This window comes from Caulobacter sp. GW821-FHT11E11 (assembly GCF_058808315.1).
On record NZ_JBXARO010000005.1, the window covers coordinates 301,578 to 319,596 of the forward strand.

The 18,019-nt window shown below is 69.1% G+C and carries 19 protein-coding genes; 7 read left to right on the forward strand and 12 right to left on the reverse strand.

All coding sequences use genetic code 11. From position 1 onward, the window contains the following. Window positions 1–28 precede the first annotated feature (28 nt). The 4 genes from AC1RR5_RS14710 to AC1RR5_RS14725 form a co-directional block, all read right to left on the reverse strand. Window positions 29–1,006, reverse strand: coding sequence for a transporter (locus tag AC1RR5_RS14710; protein ID WP_492922384.1), 978 nt, complete (start codon window positions 1,004–1,006; stop codon window positions 29–31). Window positions 1,007–1,135: 129 nt separating this feature from the next. Then, the gene (locus AC1RR5_RS14715) at window positions 1,136–1,510 is read right to left on the reverse strand and encodes a hypothetical protein (protein WP_492922385.1); all 375 of its coding nucleotides are present in this window, start codon (window positions 1,508–1,510) and stop codon (window positions 1,136–1,138) included. A gap of 143 nt (window positions 1,511–1,653) precedes the next feature. Next, complete coding sequence (locus AC1RR5_RS14720; protein ID WP_492922386.1) at window positions 1,654–2,883, reverse strand: sensor histidine kinase; 1,230 nt, start codon at window positions 2,881–2,883, stop codon at window positions 1,654–1,656. Window positions 2,884–3,044: 161 nt separating this feature from the next. After that, window positions 3,045–4,046: an aldo/keto reductase gene (locus AC1RR5_RS14725; RefSeq protein ID WP_492922387.1), complete on the reverse strand. Its 1,002-nt coding sequence runs from the start codon at window positions 4,044–4,046 to the stop codon at window positions 3,045–3,047. Between the two features lie 191 nt (window positions 4,047–4,237). Between AC1RR5_RS14725 and AC1RR5_RS14730 the strand changes: the two genes are divergently transcribed. Then, window positions 4,238–4,723, forward strand: a complete 486-nt coding sequence (locus AC1RR5_RS14730) for a VOC family protein (protein ID WP_492922388.1) — start codon at window positions 4,238–4,240, stop codon at window positions 4,721–4,723. Window positions 4,724–4,820: 97 nt separating this feature from the next. Here AC1RR5_RS14730 and AC1RR5_RS14735 read toward each other — a convergent pair whose 3' ends face one another. Both AC1RR5_RS14735 and AC1RR5_RS14740 read right to left on the reverse strand, forming a co-directional pair. After that, on the reverse strand, window positions 4,821–6,767 hold the full coding sequence (locus AC1RR5_RS14735) for a sensor histidine kinase (protein WP_492922389.1): 1,947 nt from the start codon (window positions 6,765–6,767) through the stop codon (window positions 4,821–4,823). Then, window positions 6,754–7,437, reverse strand: a complete 684-nt coding sequence (locus AC1RR5_RS14740; protein ID WP_492922390.1) for a response regulator — start codon at window positions 7,435–7,437, stop codon at window positions 6,754–6,756. The genes AC1RR5_RS14735 and AC1RR5_RS14740 overlap by 14 nt, the downstream gene beginning before the upstream one ends. A 318-nt stretch (window positions 7,438–7,755) precedes the next feature. On the opposite strand from AC1RR5_RS14740, the gene AC1RR5_RS14745 reads away from it, so the two are divergent. After that, window positions 7,756–7,947: a hypothetical protein gene (locus tag AC1RR5_RS14745; protein WP_492922391.1), complete on the forward strand. Its 192-nt coding sequence runs from the start codon at window positions 7,756–7,758 to the stop codon at window positions 7,945–7,947. Here AC1RR5_RS14745 and AC1RR5_RS14750 read toward each other — a convergent pair. The 5 genes from AC1RR5_RS14750 to AC1RR5_RS14770 all read right to left on the reverse strand — a co-directional run bounded on the left by AC1RR5_RS14750 (window position 7,944) and on the right by AC1RR5_RS14770 (window position 11,954). After that, entirely contained in the window at window positions 7,944–8,618 is a 675-nt protein-coding gene (locus AC1RR5_RS14750) for a hypothetical protein (protein ID WP_492922392.1), read from the reverse strand. The genes AC1RR5_RS14745 and AC1RR5_RS14750 overlap by 4 nt on opposite strands. Before the next feature lie 77 nt (window positions 8,619–8,695). Next, a complete protein-coding gene (locus AC1RR5_RS14755; protein WP_492922393.1) occupies window positions 8,696–9,331 on the reverse strand; it encodes a DsbA family protein in 636 nt (211 codons plus the stop codon). Further along, complete coding sequence (locus tag AC1RR5_RS14760) at window positions 9,331–9,552, reverse strand: alkylphosphonate utilization protein (protein WP_291871567.1); 222 nt, start codon at window positions 9,550–9,552, stop codon at window positions 9,331–9,333. The genes AC1RR5_RS14755 and AC1RR5_RS14760 overlap by 1 nt, the downstream gene beginning before the upstream one ends. A gap of 6 nt (window positions 9,553–9,558) precedes the next feature. Continuing rightward, window positions 9,559–10,476 carry a site-specific tyrosine recombinase XerD gene (locus tag AC1RR5_RS14765; RefSeq protein ID WP_492922394.1) on the reverse strand — a complete coding sequence of 306 codons (918 nt, stop codon included), beginning with the start codon at window positions 10,474–10,476 and terminating at the stop codon, window positions 9,559–9,561. After that, on the reverse strand, window positions 10,473–11,954 hold the full coding sequence (locus AC1RR5_RS14770) for a hypothetical protein (RefSeq protein WP_492922395.1): 1,482 nt from the start codon (window positions 11,952–11,954) through the stop codon (window positions 10,473–10,475). The genes AC1RR5_RS14765 and AC1RR5_RS14770 overlap by 4 nt, the downstream gene beginning before the upstream one ends. Window positions 11,955–12,014: 60 nt before the next feature. Here AC1RR5_RS14770 and AC1RR5_RS14775 point away from each other — a divergent pair, with 60 nt between their 5' ends. Together AC1RR5_RS14775 and aroB are read left to right on the forward strand one after the other, a co-directional pair. Next, complete coding sequence (locus AC1RR5_RS14775) at window positions 12,015–12,578, forward strand: shikimate kinase (protein ID WP_492922396.1); 564 nt, start codon at window positions 12,015–12,017, stop codon at window positions 12,576–12,578. 11 nt (window positions 12,579–12,589) lie between these two features. Then, window positions 12,590–13,702 (forward strand): 3-dehydroquinate synthase, encoded by a 1,113-nt coding sequence (gene aroB, locus AC1RR5_RS14780; protein WP_492922397.1) that lies wholly within the window; start codon window positions 12,590–12,592, stop codon window positions 13,700–13,702. Window positions 13,703–13,855: 153 nt separating this feature from the next. Here aroB and AC1RR5_RS14785 read toward each other — a convergent pair whose 3' ends face one another. Further along, entirely contained in the window at window positions 13,856–14,416 is a 561-nt protein-coding gene (locus AC1RR5_RS14785; protein WP_492922398.1) for a DUF308 domain-containing protein, read from the reverse strand. A gap of 152 nt (window positions 14,417–14,568) precedes the next feature. Between AC1RR5_RS14785 and AC1RR5_RS14790 the strand changes: the two genes are divergently transcribed. The 3 genes from AC1RR5_RS14790 to AC1RR5_RS14800 all read left to right on the forward strand — a co-directional run bounded on the left by AC1RR5_RS14790 (window position 14,569) and on the right by AC1RR5_RS14800 (window position 18,017). Then, window positions 14,569–15,024 carry a MarR family winged helix-turn-helix transcriptional regulator gene (locus AC1RR5_RS14790; RefSeq protein WP_492922399.1) on the forward strand — a complete coding sequence of 152 codons (456 nt, stop codon included), beginning with the start codon at window positions 14,569–14,571 and terminating at the stop codon, window positions 15,022–15,024. A gap of 9 nt (window positions 15,025–15,033) precedes the next feature. After that, window positions 15,034–16,320: an HlyC/CorC family transporter gene (locus AC1RR5_RS14795; protein ID WP_492922400.1), complete on the forward strand. Its 1,287-nt coding sequence runs from the start codon at window positions 15,034–15,036 to the stop codon at window positions 16,318–16,320. A 101-nt stretch (window positions 16,321–16,421) separates the two neighbouring features. Beyond that, a complete protein-coding gene (locus AC1RR5_RS14800) occupies window positions 16,422–18,017 on the forward strand; it encodes an HWE histidine kinase domain-containing protein (protein ID WP_492922401.1) in 1,596 nt (531 codons plus the stop codon). Window positions 18,018–18,019 lie beyond the last annotated feature (2 nt).

Genomic DNA, 18,019 nt, shown 5'->3' on the forward strand with positions numbered 1-18,019 from the left:
GCGAGACGCGACTCGCGTTTCCGGCGCCTCAGCGCACGTAGTTGAAGGCGATGGCCGGGGTTACCGAGGCCGTGGTGTTGCGGCCCGCCGGGATGATCCGGGCGCCAACGATCACCCCGACCCGGCTGTTGAAGTTGTACTCCACCGCCGGGGCCAGGATCAGCGCCTTGCTGACCGGGTAGCGCCGCTCGAAGACCGCGCCGTTCAGCCTGCCGGTCACCTTGGTCGAGGCGTCGCGCTGCCAGCCGAAGTCCATGGCCGCCACCCATTTGCGGGTGATGCTGTACTCGAACGCCAGGTCGACCAGGAAGCTGTCGCCCGGCTGGGCCTTGCCCATGAAGCCCTTGGACGTGCCGTAGACGCTGGCCCCGCGCACCCGGGTGTTGTCCGAGCGCGTGTATTGGGCGTTCAGGCGCGTACGCACGATGCGACCGTTCGGAGCCCACCAGATGTACTGCGAATTGATCCCGACGGTGGTGGCGTAGGCCCCGCTGCCGAAGCCGTCATTGGGCCGGTCGTCCAGCCTGTCGTGGCGACCGATCGGCAGGTTCTCCTGCAGCATGATCGAGACGGTCGGGACGCGCTTGCCCTCCTCGTACTTCAGGAGGCGGTACTGGGCCTGGGCGGTCAGGTCGCCGATGCCCAGCCCCTGGCTCCAGCGCCCGCGGGACCGCTTGTAGCCCAGATGCGGGATAAAGCCGGCCGTCAGGGTGTCGGTGACGCCGTACAGCATGTAGGCCGACGAGCCGATGTTGTCGGCGTCCGGGGCGCTCTTGCGCTTGCCGCTGGCGTCGAAGCTTCCGTACGGCTTGGCGTCGTACAGATAGGGCTCGAACAGGATGTGGCCCTTGGGCAGGGTCGAGGCGCCCGAGGCCAGCAGCGGCCCGGTCCACCAGGCGTCGTCGAGGGCCTGGCGCTCCGGGGCCTCCACCGTGGCGAAAGCCGGACCGGCCAAGGCGCAGGTGGCGGCGGCCAGCACGGCGGCGCGTCGGATGGTCGAGTGCATGGGATCCTCCCGGAAAGACGTCTTTGCGCCTTAAGCCGCCTCCCGATGCGGCTCCGCCCGAAACTTGCGGATCCACGACCGGATTCTGTCAGCAGCCTGCGGAGGAGAGGCAGGAAATCGGCGTCGGCCTCAGTCCGGGGTGAAGATCCCCTGCAGGCCGACGATCATGGCGATGACGCCGAACACGGCCAGGATCAGGCCCGGTCCGCTGGCGCCGCTGGCCGGCCGGGCGCGCCCGGCCCGCAGGCGATCCCACAGCAGCAGCACGCCCACCGCGATCCCGACCAGCTCGAAGTGGAAAATCCGCGGCCCACTGGTCAGGTGGACGATCAGGAAATAGCCGCCGCACACCAGGGCCGCGACGCCGACGATCCAGCGGAACGGCGAGAGGCGCCCGGCGAAGCGATCGAGGTCGCCGCCGGCCTTGGGGATCAGGGCCAAGAGGCCGATGGCCAGCAGGAAGCCGCCCAGGATGTTGCCGAGGTCGAGGATCAGTTCGAGCATGACCCGACAATGCGGGGTGGTGGCCGGGCGTTCCGCGCCATGGCCCGCCCTCGCGTTCGAGAGCTCAGGGTGAGGATGACTTCTGATGCGGCTTCAAGAGAAACCTCATCCTAGGCCTGTCGAAGAACGAGGTTTCGGTCTTCCTACAGCGCCACCTTCGCCAGCGGCAGCCTCATCGCCACGGTCAGGCCGCCCGCGGCCCAGTCGTAGTCCACGCTGCCGCCGAACTGGCCGGCGACGGTGTTGCGGACGAGGGCGCTGCCGAAGCCCTTGGCGGCTGGGGCGCCGACCACCGCCGGGCCGTCGTGTTCGCGCCAGCGCAGGTCCAGGCTGTCGCCGTCGAGGGTCCAGCGCACGTCCACGCGCCCTTGGTCGTTCGACAGGGCGCCGTACTTGATGGCGTTGGTGGTCATCTCGTGGAAGACCAGGGCCACGCCGTTGATGGCGTGATCGCCGCAGGGCACGTACGGTCCGTCCAGCGAGAACCGCGACGGCAGGCCAAGGTCGGTGTGCTCATGCGGCGCCACGACGGCCTGGATCAGGGCCCCGACGTCGCCGGCGCGCGGGGCGCGGCCCACCTCGTGCAGCTTGCGCGACACCAGGGTGTGGGCGCTGGCCAGGGCGTGCAGGCGGCCAGACAGGGCGCGGGCCATGTCGGGCTTGTCGGCGGCGCTGCGGGCCGTGCCGCGGATCATGCCGTCGATGATGGCGAACAGGTTCTTGACCCGGTGGCTCATCTCCTTGGTCAGGGTCTCCTGCTCTTCCAGCGCGGCCTGCAACTGGCGCTCGCCGTCCAGCATGCGCAGGGCGATGCCCAGGAAGGCGGCCAGCTCGGTCATGCAGCGGGCGTGGCCGGCGTCGAACCAGCCTTCCTTGTCGGAGACGATCCACAGCGTGCCGATCGGCAGGCAGCCGCCGAAGCTTAGCGGGACCAGCATGACCTCGGGCACGGTGATGCCCGCATCGACGATCCAGTCGTAGACCAGCTCCGGATGGCGCGACAGCGTCGGGCCGTTGCGGTCCAGGGTGACGCCGCAGGGGCTGAAGTTGCGCGGGGTCGTCGCCTCCTCGAACGGCGACAGGCTGCCGCGCAGATAGCGCCAGCGGAACACGCCGGGGGCGGGCTCGGGCTCGTAGAGGCTGAGCCCCGCCGAGACGCCGCCGGTCAGCTCCATGGCCAGGTCGACGAAGCGCGGCAGCATCTGCTCGGGCTGGTCGGCCATGCGCATGGCCAGGTCCTGGATCGCCTGCTTCTCGCGCAGGTGGTCGGCTGGCTTGATGGGCCGGGTCAGCAGTTCGTCGGTAATGAAGACATGGGCGATCGCGGGATCGAGCCCCGTGACATCATCACCTGTGACATAGCCGTCAGCCATCGTCGTCGAGCGCCCCACTGCTCACCTGCTCGGCCTGTAACGCGCTGACGCGAAAATGGCTCAGCTTGCAGCGCGACTTTTCTAGCACGCAACGGCGGGCTGTACGGTCGCCTTCACAACAATACCAAAGGAGCCGACGCGGTGCGCCGGCCCCTCCAGTGTCAACGGCCCACCATCGCCAGGCCGGCGGGGGCATAGCGCTCGCCTTCCAACGCCGTTTCCGGCACGGCGGCGGCGATGCGGGCCAGTTCATCGGCCGAGAAGGTCACGTCGACGGCGCCGACATTCTCCTCCAGGCGGGCGATCTTGGTCGTGCCGGGGATCGGGGCGATGTCCTCGCCCTGGGCCAGGATCCAGGCCAGGGCCAGCTGGGCCGGGGTGACGCCCTTGTCGGCGGCGATGGCGGTCAGGGCCTCGACCACCGAGAAGTTCTTGGCCAGGGCCTCGCCCTGGAAGCGCGGCAGGCCCCGGCGGAAGTCGTTGTCGGCCAGGGCGCCGGGCTTGATCGCGCCGGTCAGGAAGCCGCGGCCCAGCGGGCTGTAGGGCACCAGGCCCACGCCCAACTCGCGCAGGGTCGGGATGATCTCGGCCTCCAGCTCGCGGAACCACAGCGAATATTCGCTCTGCAGGGCCGCGACGGGCTGGACGGCGTGGGCCTTGCGGATGGTCGCCGCGCCGGCTTCCGACAGGCCGAAGTGCTTGACCTTGCCCTCGGCGATCAGGTCTTTCACCGCGCCCGCCACGTCCTCGATCGGCACGTTCGGGTCGACGCGGTGCTGGTAGAACAGGTCGATCGTCTCGATGCCCAGGCGCTTCAGCGAGGCCTCGGCCACGGCGCGGATGTGCTCGGGGCGGCTGTTGACGCCGCGCATGCGGGCATAGCCCTCGCCGGCGCCCTCGGGGGCGATGTCGAAGCCGAACTTGGTGGCGATCACGACCTTGTCGCGGAAGGGCTTCAGGCCCGCGCCGACCAGTTCCTCGTTGAGATAAGGGCCATAGACCTCGGCAGTGTCGAAGAAGGTCACGCCCAGGTCGACGGCCTTGGCCAGCACCTTGTGGGCGTCGCCGGTCTCCAGCGCCGTGCCGTAGACATGGCCCATCCCCATGCAGCCGAGGCCGATGGCCGACACTTCCAGGCCGTCGCCGAGTTTGCGCGTCTTCATGAGGAGGCTCCTTCTTTGGGTGACGACGAAGATGGGTTCGATGCGCGGCAAGCCCAGGCGCCTCGCGCCGATGTGGAGGATCAGGCAAGCTTCCCGGCGCAACGACCAATCGCCCGCACGATTTTCTTCAAGCACATGTCGGAACGACCGTCGCTCGACCGTCCTAGGGTCACGACAATGGAGGACGACCCATGCCCAAGATCACCCCATTCCTGTGGTTCGACAACCAGGCCGAAGACGCCGCCAAGCTGTACGTCTCGCTGTTCCCCAATTCGAAGATCACCAGCGTCGACTACTATCCCGGCGAAGCCCCCGGCGGCGGCAAGCCCGGCAAGGTGATGACCGTGGCCTTCGAGATCGACGGCCAGAAGATCACCGCCCTGAACGCGGGGCCCACCTTCAAGCTCGATGAGGCCTTCTCGTTCGTCATCGACTGCGACGGCCAGGACGAGGTCGACCACTACTGGAACGCGCTGACCGCCGACGGCGGGCAGGAAAGCCAGTGCGGCTGGCTGAAGGACCGCTTCGGCCTGTCCTGGCAGGTCACGCCGCGCCAGCTGATCGAGGCCACCACCAGCAGCGACCGCGCCGCCGCCGGCCGCGCCTTCCAGGCCATGATGGGCATGAAGAAGATCGACGTCGCCGCGATCCAGGCGGCCGCTCGGGACGAGACCTAAAACCGATCATCCCCGCGAAAGCGGGGACCCAAGCTGACACTCAGAACGATCTCTGGAAACTCGGCTTGGATCCCCGCTTTCGCGGGGATGAGCGGAACTAGGAGACCAGCCCCCGAAGCTTGCTGACCGGCAGGACGAGGGCCAGGCTGCTGCCGCGCTCGGCCTCTTCCCAGCGGATGGCGCCGCCGATCGCCTCGGCGCGGCTGAGCTGGTTGGTCAGGCCGCGCCCCCCTGATGACAAGGCGCCGGTCGGCAGGGTGGTCGGGGCAAAGCCCCGGCCGTCGTCCTGCACCCGTACCACCACCTGGTCGCCTTCGGTCCGCACCGAGACGGTCACGGTGCGCGCGCCGCTGTGCTTGAGGACGTTCGCGATCGCCTCCTGCATGATCCGCAGGATGTGCAGGGCGTGGCGCTGGTCCAGCCATTCCAGCGGCGGGACCTCGCCGGCGTCCCAGACCAGCTTGACCCCGGCCGCCTCCAGGCGCGGCTGCAGGCGGAAGCGCAGGGTGGCCAAGAGCAGCAGCAGGTCGGTCTCGACCGGCTCCATCGAGTCGATGGTCAGCTTCAGATCGTCGATGCAGCCGCGCAGGATGCTGACCGTGTCGAGATCGGCGGTGCGGTTGCCCTCGAAGGCGCGCAGCGCGCCGACCAGGGTCGAGCCCAGGCCGTCATGCATGTCCTGCATCAGCCGCTGGCGCTCCTGGTGCAGCAGCTCGCGGCGCTCGACCTCGCGCAGCTTGGCGTGGCTGGCGGTCAGCTCGGCCTCGCGCTGGGCCAGGCGCCGGGCCAGGTCGGCCTTGGCCTGGGTCGCCGTCTCCAGCGCCTCGATGTAGCGGCCAAACATGATGTACCAGAACAGCAGCGTGAACCCGACGCCCGTGAAGTTGCTGACGAACACGCTCTCGATGCTGATCAGGTTCTGCTGCAGGGCCAGGTCGTAGATGCCCGACAGCACGGTGATCAGGCACCAGGCCGACAGCAGCATGGCGTCGCGCGACTTGAAACGCAGCGACTGGCGCACGCCGTTGAAGGCCACGATCAGGCCCAGCACCAGCAGGTTGATGTAGACGGGGGCCGACAACAGCGTCGGGTCCAGCAGCCCCGGCAGCGTGGCGATCGTCCAGAACCCGCCCATCAGCAGGGCAGCGCCGGTCAGCAGCGGCTGGCGCTTGCCGTGCAGCTCGGCCACGAACAGGTGCAGCACGATGACCATCCAGTAGGGCGAGATCACGGTGAGCCAGCCGAACCACGCGTCCGACACGACCAGCGGATGCACCCCGACGAAGGTGTGCAGCATCCGCACGAAGACCACCGCCGAGGTCAGAAAATACAGCAGGTAGATCGGCTCGTTGCGCCGGGTGAGCCAGACGAAGAAGGCGAACACCCCCGTCGCCAGGAAGGCGAAGGACGAGAACGAGGTCAGCTGCACCTGCAGGATCTCGCGGATCGTGTAGCGCGGGGCCAGCTGGCGATAGGTCCCGATCCACACCGACGAGAACGCCCCGCCGATGCCCCGCACGTGCTGCATCCGGACGTCCAGCGTGTGGGGCGGATGCGAGACGTCGGTGCGCGGCAGCTTGATCAGCAGCGGCTCGTTGGAGCCGTTCCATTGCAGGTTGGCGTGCGACTGATGGATCAGATGCCCGTCCGCATAGATCGCCAGCGAGCCGTCCGACTTCCAGCGCGGAATGTAGAGATAGAGCTGGCGGCCGTCGTCCGGCAGCGGCGGGACGCTCAGCGAGTACCAGGTGACGCGGGTGGCGATGCGCTGGGGCGAGGTCTCGGCCGTGGGCGCGAACAGCGGCGGCGGCGCGTGCGGCATGGTCACCACCTGGCCGCTGGCCTGGATCGTTTTCGGACTGGTCGACGGGGGCGGCTGATAGCCCACCGTGTCGATGGCGGTCATCCGCGCGGCGGTCAGGCGCGCGCCGCCGGACCTGGACTCGACCACGAACGCTACGGCCAGGGCGAGCAGCCCCGCCAGGACCCAGGCCACCCACGGAAACCAGCGATGTTCGGTCAGCTTCAGCCTAGAGGAGGCCATAGGCGCGGGCCTCGAACACGGCCTCGGTCTTGGAGCGTACTTCCAGCTTGGCGTAGATGCGGCGCACGAAGGTCAGCACCGTGTTGCGCGACACGCCCATCAGTTCGGCGATCTCCTCGAACGAGAAGCCGCGGGTGATCAGCTGCAGCGTCTCCTTCTCGCGCTCGGACAGGCTGGGGATGCCGGACTTTTCGACTTCGGCGCTCTCTTCGGCTGGCCTCTCGTCGGGGCGGAAGCGCATCAGCACCTGGCGGGCGATGCGGGGGCTGATCGGGCTGCCGCCGGCGTGCAGGACGCGGATGTCCTCGGCGATGGTCGGCAGCGGGCTGTCCTTGAGCAGATAGCCGCTGGCCCCGGCCTCGATCGAGGCGATGACGTGACGCTCGTCGGCGAAGGTGGTGGCGACCATGATCGCGCAGCCGGGCCAGCGGGTGTGGGCCTCGCCGATGATGTCGACGCCCGAACCGTCGGGCAGGCCGAGGTCGACGACCAGCACGTCGCAGGGCGGCTGGCCCAGCATGGCGCGCGCCTCGGCGGCTGTGGCGGCGACCCCGACCATCGCCAGGTCCGGCGCGGCGGCCAGGGCGGTGCGAAACGCCTGCTGGAACGCGGCGTCGTCCTCGACCAGGGCGACCTTCAGCGGCGTCGACGACGCGGCTTCCATGCTCATTCGGCTTTCCTCGTCCTCGGGACAAAACCCCAGGGCAAACCCTTGTAGCAAAAGGCGTCTCGGAACTCTCGTCACACGACGTCATCACATCTTGCGACAGCCCCGACATTGCTCCGCCGGCGCGCGCGGGGCAACTAGGCCGTGTCGACGGCTGTGTGAGCAACGGCTTTCGAAGGGCTCGCGCGGTGGGGCGCAAGAAGGGCGAGGGGCGTCGCGATCAAGACGACGCCCCTCTTCCGGCTCGATTCCCGTCCGGGCGAGGCGGGCGGCATGTCGCCGCCGATCCGGCGACGTGCCGCCAACACCGCGAGGTCTGCCGTGTCCTGGCCCTCCCTGCGTACGAACGGTTGGAGGCCGGAAAACCGAGCGCTGGTGGTGGTCGTCACCACCCTGCAGCTGCTGCTCGTCATCGTGGTCTGGCTGCTGGCCATCGTCCCGGCCGGCCTGCTGGCCCTGGCGGCGATGGCGGTGAAGGCGATCCGGCGCGGGCGCGCCAGGCCGAAGGCCTAGGCTTCCAGCTTCATCAGGCTGCCCGGCGGCATGTCGCGGCGGATCTGCTGATCCAGGTCCTCGGTCATCGTCTCGAGGTCCTTCAGGGTCTCCTCGGCCTCTTTGACCTCGTCGGAGCGCTCGAACTTGCCCGGCTGGGTCAGGATGCCCTTGGTCTTGGCGGTGGAGAGGTCGTCCTTCAGGGCGTTGGCCAGGCTGCGCACCGACTTGATGAAGTCCATGTCGAAGCTGGCTTCCGCCTTGGCCTGGTCCTCCAGGTCCTTGCGGGCCGACAACTGCTGGTCGGGGGTGAGCGAGGCGTCGGGCGCGGCGGCGAAGTCGGCCTTGAACATCTCGCCGCTGTCCTTGGCGGCCTTGGCGTAGTCCTTGACCGCGCCCTGCAGCTCCTTGGCCGCCGCCGCCAGGGTCTTGGCCATCATCTTGGGGTCGTTGGCGTACAGCTTCTTGAGCAGCTTCAGCTTTTCCATCAGCCGCTGCAGCTTCTCGCGGGCGCGGCCCTTGGCGTCGCCGATGGCGGTCTTGCGGTCGTTCCGCTGGCTGGCCTTCAGGCGGTCCAGCGCCTCGGCCTCGGGGGTCTTCTTCTCGGGTTCGGCCGCGCTGGTCGCAACGCCCAGCGCCTTGGCCCCATAGGCCGCCAGGACCATCGTCCCGGCCTGTCCCGCCACCATCATGGCTTTCGCCCTCACCCGGCCGTTCTGGCCTGTCGAAGGGCCACCTTCCCACGGCAGCGTTAAAAGGCTCGGAACAGCTAGGCCGAGGGCGGCGCCGACCGCAGCCCACGGATCTTCTCGACCAAGGTCTTCAGGTCCGCGTCCGAGAGCGCCCCGCGCAGCAGGTAGCCGTTGATCACCAGGCCAGGCGTGCCCTGCAGGGTCAGCAACCGCGCCTCGCGCTCGTTGCGGGCCAGGATGGCGTCGATGTCGTCGCCGTGGGTCTTCAGGTCGCCGACCAGCCGCGTCCAGTCGACACCGCTCTGCCGCGCGACCGCATCGACGGTCTGGATGTCGCTCAATCGCGTGGGCGACAGCATGAAGGCCCGATGCACCGCCTCGTAGCGGCCCTGGTAGATCGCCGCCAGCGCCACCCGTGCGGCGCGCTCGGACACATCGCCGAAGATCGGCCATTCCTTATGGACGACGGCCAGCCGGCGGTCGGCCTTCAGCGCGTTGGCCAGGACCGGCTCCATGCGCTTGCAGTAGCCGCAGTTGTAGTCGGCATACATGACGATGACGACATCGGCGTCGGCCGGGCCGACGCGGGGCGCGCCAGGCCCTTTCAACAGGTCCTTGAACCCATACTCGGCGGCGCTCGCCCCGTGGGAAGCAGACATGGCCAGGGCCAGGGCGGACAGCCCCAGGCCCCGGCGGGACAACAGAGCGCGCATCAGGCCTTCTTCACGAATTCCGTGCGCAGAACCAGGCCTTTCACCTTGTCGACATTGGCCTCGATCTCGTCGGGATCGCCGGTCAGGCGGATCTTCTTGACCACCGTGCCGCGCTTGAGGGTGACGCCGCCCGAGCCCTTGACCTTGAGGTCCTTGATCAGGGTGACGGTGTCGCCGTCGGCCAGCAGGGTTCCGTTGGAGTCGCGGGTCTCTTCGCTCATGGCTCTCTAGCGCTTTCTGCCAAGCGGGTGCTTGGTCTGGACGACGTGCTGCAAGTGCTCGCCGGCCACGTGGGTGTAGATCTGGGTGGTCGCAATGTCAGCGTGGCCAAGCAAGGTCTGGATGACCCTTAAGTCGGCGCCGCCTTCCAGCAGGTGGGTGGCGAAGGCGTGGCGCAGGACGTGCGGGCTGACCTTCTCGCGGTCGATTCCGGCGGCGATGGCGGCGTCTTCCAAGAGCTGGCCGACGCGGCGGGCGGTCAGGCGGCCAGTGGAGCCGCGCGAGGGGAACAGCCACGGGCTGTCTTTCGCGCCCTTGGGCAGGAAGCTGGAACGCTCGGCCAGATAGGCCTTCACCGCCGTGCGGGCGGCGTCGTTCAGGGGCGCCAGCCGCTCCTTGCCGCCCTTGCCCTTGACGATCAGGTAGGCCGGATCGCGCGCCAGGGCCGTCAGCGGCAGGGCCAACAGCTCGGAGATCCGCAGGCCCGAGGCGTAGATCAGCTCGATCATGCACGACAGGCGCAGGCCCTGCGCGCCGTCCTTGCGGATGGCGGCGACCAGCAGGCGCTCGATCTCGTCGCGCTCCAGCACCTTGGGCAGCGGGCGGCCGGCCTTGGGCGCGGCGACGCGGCGGGAGGGGTCGTCGGCGCGCCAGGTCTCGCCCAGCACGAAGCGGTAGAACTGGCGCACGGCCGAGCGGCGGCGAGCGGCGGTGGCCGGCGACAGGCCGCGAGCGGCGAGATCCTGGAAATAGGCCTCGATCGTCTCGGCGTCGGCGTCGTCCAGGTCCTGACCCTTGCCGGCCAGGTAGGTCCGGGCGTCGTCCAGGTCCTTGCCGTAGGCGGTCAGGGTGTTGCGGGCGGCCGCGCGCTCGACAGCCATCATCTCCAGGAAGGCGTCGACCCAGCCTGCGCCCTTGGTGCTCATTTCGTGAAGGCCAGACCCAGCAGGCCCTCGACGACGATGGCGCGGGCGTCGGCGGTCAGGCCGGCGTGGTTGAGGGCGCGAGCGATGCGGGCGCGGTCGGCGGGGATCGGGCCGGTGGCGCCGCTGTCGACGGCGATCGACAGGGCCAAGAGGCCCGCCTCGCCCTTGCGCTTGGCCGCGCCGGCGTCCTCCAGCACCTGCATCCGCGCCGGCGAGGCGACGGACTTGGCCAGGTCGAAGGCGGCGAACTGGGCGCGAGCGTCGGGGTCCAAGCCGCCGCCCAGGCTGGCCAGCAGGGCCGCGGCGGGCTGAGCCGACGACTTCGGACCGCCCGAGGCGCCCCGCGCCACGAGGTTGCCCAGCACCTGGTTGTCGACCTTGCCGGAAGCCGCCGCGATCAGGGCGTCCAGCACGGCCAGGTCGGCGGCGGTCGCGCCGGGGATGCTGTCCTGCACCAGGCGGCTGCGGATCGCCTGGGCGCTGGCGACGTCGCCGGCCGCCAGGGCCGCGCGGGCCATCAGCACCGGGTCCTGCAAGGGTCCGCCGGCCGCGGCCAGGGTCGCGATCGAGGCGGCCGAGGCGTGGGCGGCGTCGATGAAGGCGGTCAGGGTCTTGGCCTGGCGCAGGAACGCCAGGTCCGAGGCCTCCTGCGCCGTCAGGTCCGCGCCCGACGACACGCCGGAGATGTCGCCGCTGGTCTTGATCAGGGGCTTCAGCGCCGGCGACGCCGAGGCGATGGCGGCGGCCGACCGGATGTCCAGGTTCAGGCGACGCGACAGGGCGTAGTTCACCCCGTTCTTCAGGTTGGCCGCGCCCGGCGCCGTGCCGCTGAGGGCCGCGCCCATCAGGCGAGCGTAGTCGGCGTCTTTCGTGGCGTTCTGGGCCAGTTGGAAGGTCAGCTGGGCGGGGTCATTCTGGCCGGCCTTCAGCTGGCAGAAGGCCCGCAGGCGCAGCCAGTAGGCGCCGCCGCGGTCGACGGTCAGGGCGTCCTGGGTCCTGCAGGCCTTGTCGTCGTCGCCGGCGATCAGGGCCGCCTCGGCGGTGGCCATCGACAGCGCACTGCTGCCGGCCGCGCCGGTCGCGCGGTCCAGGATGGTGTTGGCGCCCTTGGCTTCGCCCAGGGCGATCAGGGCCAGGGCCCGCTGGGCGCCCATCTCGACATTGTCGCCCACCCCGGCCGGGCCATTGGCGCCGGTCGACAGCAGGCGCTTGGCCAGGCTGGCGAAAGCCGGCGACAGGGGCTTGGGACCGCCGAGCTTGGGCAGGACGTCGCGCAGGATATCGGGCGCCGCATCCTTCCACAGATCACCGCCAAGGCCGGTGTCGGCCACGGGGCTGGAGAAGTAGTCGGGCGCGGCCAGGCTGGTGACCTTGACCTCTTCTTGAGCGGCGACAGGGGCCGAAACACCCAGGGCGAGAAGCAGCGCGAGCGCTTGCGAGGAACGCATGATGAGGACCATGGACCGGTTATGACGCATGACGGAGTTCTCGCAAACTTGGCGGTTGACCCAACCCTCGTGTAAACCCGCGACCGCATCATGACCGAACTCGCTCACACGCCCGAAGATCTCGCCCCGCTGCGCGAGAAGACCATCGTTCTGGTGGGGCTGATGGGCGTGGGGAAATCCAGCGTCGGCCGCCGCCTGGCCGGCGTGCTGGACCTGCCGTTCCGCGACGCCGACAACGAGGTCGAGGCCGCCGCCGGCCGCTCGATCTCCGAGATCTTCGCCGAGCTGGGCGAGTCGGCCTTCCGCGACGGCGAGCGCCGGGTGATCGGCCGCCTGCTGGACGAGCCGCCACACGTGCTGGCCACCGGCGGCGGGGCCTTCGTCAATCCCGAGACCCGCGCCCTGATCAACGAGAAGGCCGTCTCGGTCTGGCTGAAGGCCGATGTCGAGCTCTTGGCCCGCCGCGTCTCGCGCAAGGACAACCGGCCGCTCGTCAAGGGCAAGGATCCCGTCCAGGTGCTGACCCAGCTGGCCGAGACCCGCAATCCCGCCTATGCCGAGGCCCAGGTGCACGTCCAGACCGGCGACACGCCGCACATGGTGGCGGTCGAGGCCATCCTGGCCGCCCTGCGCGCTCAGCCCGCTACCGAGTAGGAGTTTCACCCATGATCCGCACCGTTCCCGTGGGCCTGGGCGATCGCGCCTATGACGTGGTCATCGGTCCTGGCCTGATCGACAAGGCCGGCGAGCGCATCGCGCCCGTGTTGGGCAAACGCAAGCGCGTGGCCATCGTCACCGACTCGAACGTCGGCGAGCACCACGGCGAGCGCCTGGCCGTCTCGCTGGAAAAGGCCGGCGTCGCCGTCGACGTCATCACCATCCCGCCCGGCGAGGAGAGCAAGAGCTTCGAGGGCCTGCAGGACCTGTCCGACCGCCTTCTGGCGCTTGGCCTGGAGCGCGGCGACCAGATCGTGGCCTTTGGCGGCGGCGTCGTGGGCGATCTCGCCGGCTTCGCGGCGGCGATCTACAAGCGTGGCATCGACTTCGTGCAGGTGCCGACGACGCTGCTGGCCCAGGTCGACAGCTCGGTCGGCGGCAAGACCGCCATCGACACCCCGCGCGGCAAGAACCTGATCGGCGCCTTCCACCAGCCGCGCCTGGTGCTGGCCGACCTGGACGTGCTCTGCACCCTGCCCGCTCGCGAGCTGGCTTGTGGTTATGCCGAGATCATCAAGTACGGCCTGCTGGGCGACTTCGCCTTCTTCGAGTGGCTGGAAAAGAACGTCCACGCCGTGCTGGAGCGCGACGTCGACGCCCTGGTCCGCGCCGTCGGCCGCTCGGTGGAGATGAAGGCCGAGATCGTCGAGGAAGACGAGAAGGAAGCCGGCCGTCGGGCGCTGCTGAACCTGGGCCACACCTTCGGTCACGCGATCGAGGCCGAGATGGGCTTCGGCGACGCGTTGAAGCACGGCGAGGCCGTCGGCGTGGGCATGGCCCAGGCCTTCCGCTTCTCGGCCAAGCAGGACCTGTGCCCCAGCCAGGACGCCGTCCGCGCCGAAGCCGCCATCAAGGCCGCCGGCCTGCCGACCACGATGGCCGATGTCCGCCCCGAACCCTTCAACGCCGACGCGCTCGTCGCCCACTGCGGCCAGGACAAGAAGGCCGAGGGCGGCAAGCTGACCTTCGTGCTCGTGCGCGGGATCGGCGACGCCTTCGTGGCCAAGGACGTGGATCGCGCGGCGCTGCGGGCGTTCCTGGTGGAAGAAGGCGCGGTCTAAGCGCAGCGGAGCCGAAAACCTCGTCCTTCGACAAGCTCAGGATGAGGTTTTCTACTGGACCGCTTTCAAAAGTAGTCCTCACCCTGAGCCTGTCCCCCGGGTCCGACCAGGGTCGGCCCGAGGATAAACTCCGGGCGAGGACGGTCCCTCTGCCTACGCCGCCTTGCGCCCCTTCAAGGTCAGCGCGATCGCCGCCACCAAGAAGTAAAACGCCCCGAAGCCCGCATACGGCGCGATCTCGATCGGCGCGGGCGGATGCCCGCCGGCCTTGAGCGAGCCGGCGATCATGAACACCCCGGCCAGTACCGACTGGGCGCCGCTCAGCACCATGGGCCACTGGCCGCCCACCGAGCGCCAGCGGCGGGCGCCGGCGATCAGCTGCAAGAGGCCCGAGAACGCCGCCCAGACGCCGAACACGGTCAGCACCCGGCGCGGATCGGCCTGCAGGGCCAGCAGCACGGCGCCGGCGACCACCAGACTGACGACCAGGTTGAAGGTCTGTGGCGGATTGGCCGCGAACCCGCCGTTGGACCGGGCGTCGAAGGCGTTGGCCAGGGCGTCCCAGGCCGGATAGGCGACCAGCAGCACGCCACCGAGCAGCGGATTGCTGGTCCCGACCGCCACGGCCGCGATGATCCAGGCGACCGACACGCCGGCCCGCAGGAAATAGTAGCGCTTGAGACCGTCGCGCTGAACGTTGTCGACCTGGGCCATGACGGCCTCCCTGAAGCTGAAATTTCCATGCCGAGACATTATATGTCGCGACATATGAAGGTCATCTACAGATCCACCACCCGTGAGTCCAGGCATTATTTGTCACGACATCTAATTTCGCGGTAGGAAAGACCGACGATCAGGAGCTTCCCGTGTCCGACTACATCCCCACGCTGGATCAGCAGCTGTGCTTCTCGCTCTACGGGGCCAGCCTGGCGATCAACCGCGCCTACAAGCCGCTGCTGGACGCGCTGGAGATCACTTATCCGCAGTACCTGGTCCTGAGCGCCCTGTGGGAGACCGACGGCCTCAGCGTGGGCGCGATCGGCGAGCGGCTGGGCCTGGACTCCAGCAACGTCACGCCCCTGGTCAAGCGGATGGAGGGCGCGGGCCTGGTCAGCCGGGTGCGCAATCCGGCCGACGAGCGCCAGGTGGTCGTCAGCCTGACCGACGCCGGCCACGACATGCAGGCCCGCAGCACGTGCCTGGGCCAGACCCTGTTCGCCGCCGGCGGCATGAGCGTCGCGCAGCTGGTGCAGCTGAACAAGGACGTCCAGGCGTTCAGGGACTCGGTCGCGCGCTTTGTCAGCGACGCGCCCAAGCCGTAGAGAACATCCATGCTCACCGCCCTCCTCGGCCTCGCGCCCATCGTCATCGCCCTGCTGGCCCTGTCGGCGATCTTCTCGGCCGCTGAGACGTCGATGACGGGGGCCAGCCGTTCGCGCATGCACCAGCTGGAGCGCGAGGGCGACGCGCCGGCGCGGCGGGTCAACAAGCTGCTGTCCGACCAGGAGACGATGATCGGGGCGGTGCTCTTGGGCAACAACCTGATCAACATCCTGGCCTCGGCCCTGACGACCCAGGTGCTGACGACGCTGATCCCCGGTCCGTGGGGCGTGGCCACGGCCACCGCCCTGATGACCGTGCTCGTTTTGGTGTTCGCCGAGGTGCTGCCCAAGACCGTGGCCATCATCCGCTCGGACGACGTGGCGCGGGCGCTGTCGGGGCCGACCCTGCTGGTGGTCCGGCTGTTCGGCCCCGTCATCTACGCCATCCAGTGGATCGTGCGCCGCACCCTGCGGCTGTTCGGGGTCAAGCTGGACATGGCCGTCGACGTGTTGGCCGCCCACGAGGAGATCCGCGGCGCGGTCGACTACCACCACTCCGAAGGCCTGGTCGAAAGCGGCGACCGAAGGATGCTGGGCGGGGTGCTGGACCTCTCGGACATGGACGTCTCGGAGATCATGGTCCACCGCAAGTCGATGGTGCTGCTGGACGCCGGCATGCCGGCCCGCGAGCTGGTCGACGAGGTGCTGGAAGCCCAGCACACCCGCATCCCCCTCTATCGCGACGAGCCCGACAACATCGTCGGCGTGCTGCACGCCCGCGACCTGCTGAAAGCCCTGGCCCAGTCGCCGACAGGGGTCGAGGGCCTGGATATCGCCGCCATCCTGCGCGAGCCGTGGTTCATCCCCGACACGACCAACCTCAAGGATCAGCTGAACGCCTTCCTCAAGCGCAAGAACCACTTCGCCCTGGTCGTCGACGAGTACGGCGCCCTGCAGGGCCTGGTGACGCTGGAGGACATCCTCGAGGAGATCGTCGGCGAGATCGACGACGAGCACGACACCAGCCTGGAGGGCGTACGCCGGCAGGGCGACGGCTCGGTCAATGTCGACGGCCACGTCACGGTGCGCGACCTGAACCGGGCCATGGACTGGCGCCTGCCGGAAGGCGACGCCGTCACCATCGCCGGCCTGGTCATCCACGAGGCCCAGATGATCCCCGAACCCGGCCAGACCTTCATCTTCCACCGCCACCGTTTCCAGGTGTTCCGTCGTCAGAGGAACCAGATCACGGCCCTGCGGATCAGCGCCCCCCTGGACGACGACGCCGAACTCTGAATCACTATGGTCAAGTTTCCGGCTCCGCTTTGGGAACCGGATGAGAAAGGACGCGTTTCGTGTCCTTACGGACCAGGGGCGGTCCGGCGTGGAGGGGCGCGTTGGTCAAGTTGGCTGAGACCGACATTCGCGAGGACAGCGAAGCTGTTCTGCGCGCGCGTCTGGCCAGGCTGGACAGCGCGCTGGTCGACGAGGTCCGCAAGTCCGACACCCTGGCGCGGGTCAGCGAGGCGGTCGCTTCCAGCCTCGACATCGACAGCTGCGTGCAGGTGGTGATCGACGGCGCGCGCGAGATCAGCGGCGCGGCCTTCGGGGCCTTCTTCTACAATCTCGTCGACGCGGCCGGGGAGTCCTACACCCTGTACCGGCTGTCAGGCGCGCCGCCCGAGGCCTTCGCCAACTTCCCCATGCCGCGCAAGACCGAGATCTTCGCGCCCACCTTCGACGGGGTGGGCGTGGTGCGCTCGGACGACATCACCAAGGATCCGCGCTATGGCCGCAACGCGCCGCGCAAGGGCATGCCGGAAGGCCACCTGCCGGTGCGCAGCTACCTGGCCATCCCGGTGATCAGCCGCCAGGGCGAGGTGCTGGGCGGCCTGTTCTTCGGCCATCCGGAGCCGGGGCATTTCTCGTCGCGCGACGAGAGCCTGCTGGTCGGCCTGGGCGCCCAGGTCGCCGCCACCATCGACTCGATCAAGCTGAACGCCGCCGCGCGGGCTGAGCTCGACCATCGCCGCAAGGCCGAGGAGCGGCTGAAGTTCGCCCTGGACAGCGGCCGCATGGGCTCGTGGGACCTGGACGTGGCCACCAAGTCGTACGAGGCCTCGGACCTTTGCAAGCTCAACTACGGCCGCCGTCCGGACGAGAGCTTCACCTTCGCCGACCTGATCGAGACCATTCACCCCGACGATCGCCCGCGCATCCTGCTCGCGATCGAGGCGGCCATCCGCGACGGGGCCGACTACGACGTCGAATACCGCGTGGTGCATCCGACCGGCGAACTGCGCTGGCTGCACGCCCGTGGCCGCGCGGCCCAGACCGCCGACGATGGCGGCGTGCGCCGCCTGGCGGGGGTCTCGCTGGACATCACCGAGCGCAAGCGCGCCGAGGAACGCCAGAAGCTGCTGGTCAACGAGCTGAATCACCGCGTGAAGAACAGCCTGGCCACGGTGCAGTCGATCGCCGCCCAGACCCTGCGTTCGGTCGCCGCGCCGGAATATTTCCGCGACGCCTTCGAGACCCGGCTGATCGCCCTCTCCCACACCCACGACCTGCTGACCCGCGAAAGCTGGGCCGGCGCCAGCCTGCGCGAAGTGTTCGACGTCGAGCTGCACGCCATGGCCGGCGAGGATCGGGTGACCTTCGACTATGCCGGCGACGTGCGCCTGAACCCCAAGGCCGCCGTGGCGCTGGGCATGGGCATCCACGAACTGGCCACCAACGCGTCCAAATACGGCGCCCTGTCGTCGCCGGATGGCCGCGTGACCGTCTCATGGTCCCAGGAAGACGGCGTTCTGCGCCTGGTCTGGACCGAAAGCGGCGGTCCGCCCGTCCACCCGCCGGCCCGTCGCGGCTTCGGCGCCCGTCTTCTTGAGCGCGGCCTCGCGGCCGAGCTATCCGGCGGGGTCGAGCTGACCTATGATACCCCCGGCCTCGTCTGCCAAATGGCGTTGCCTCTGCGCGCGCTGGAGCCCTGACA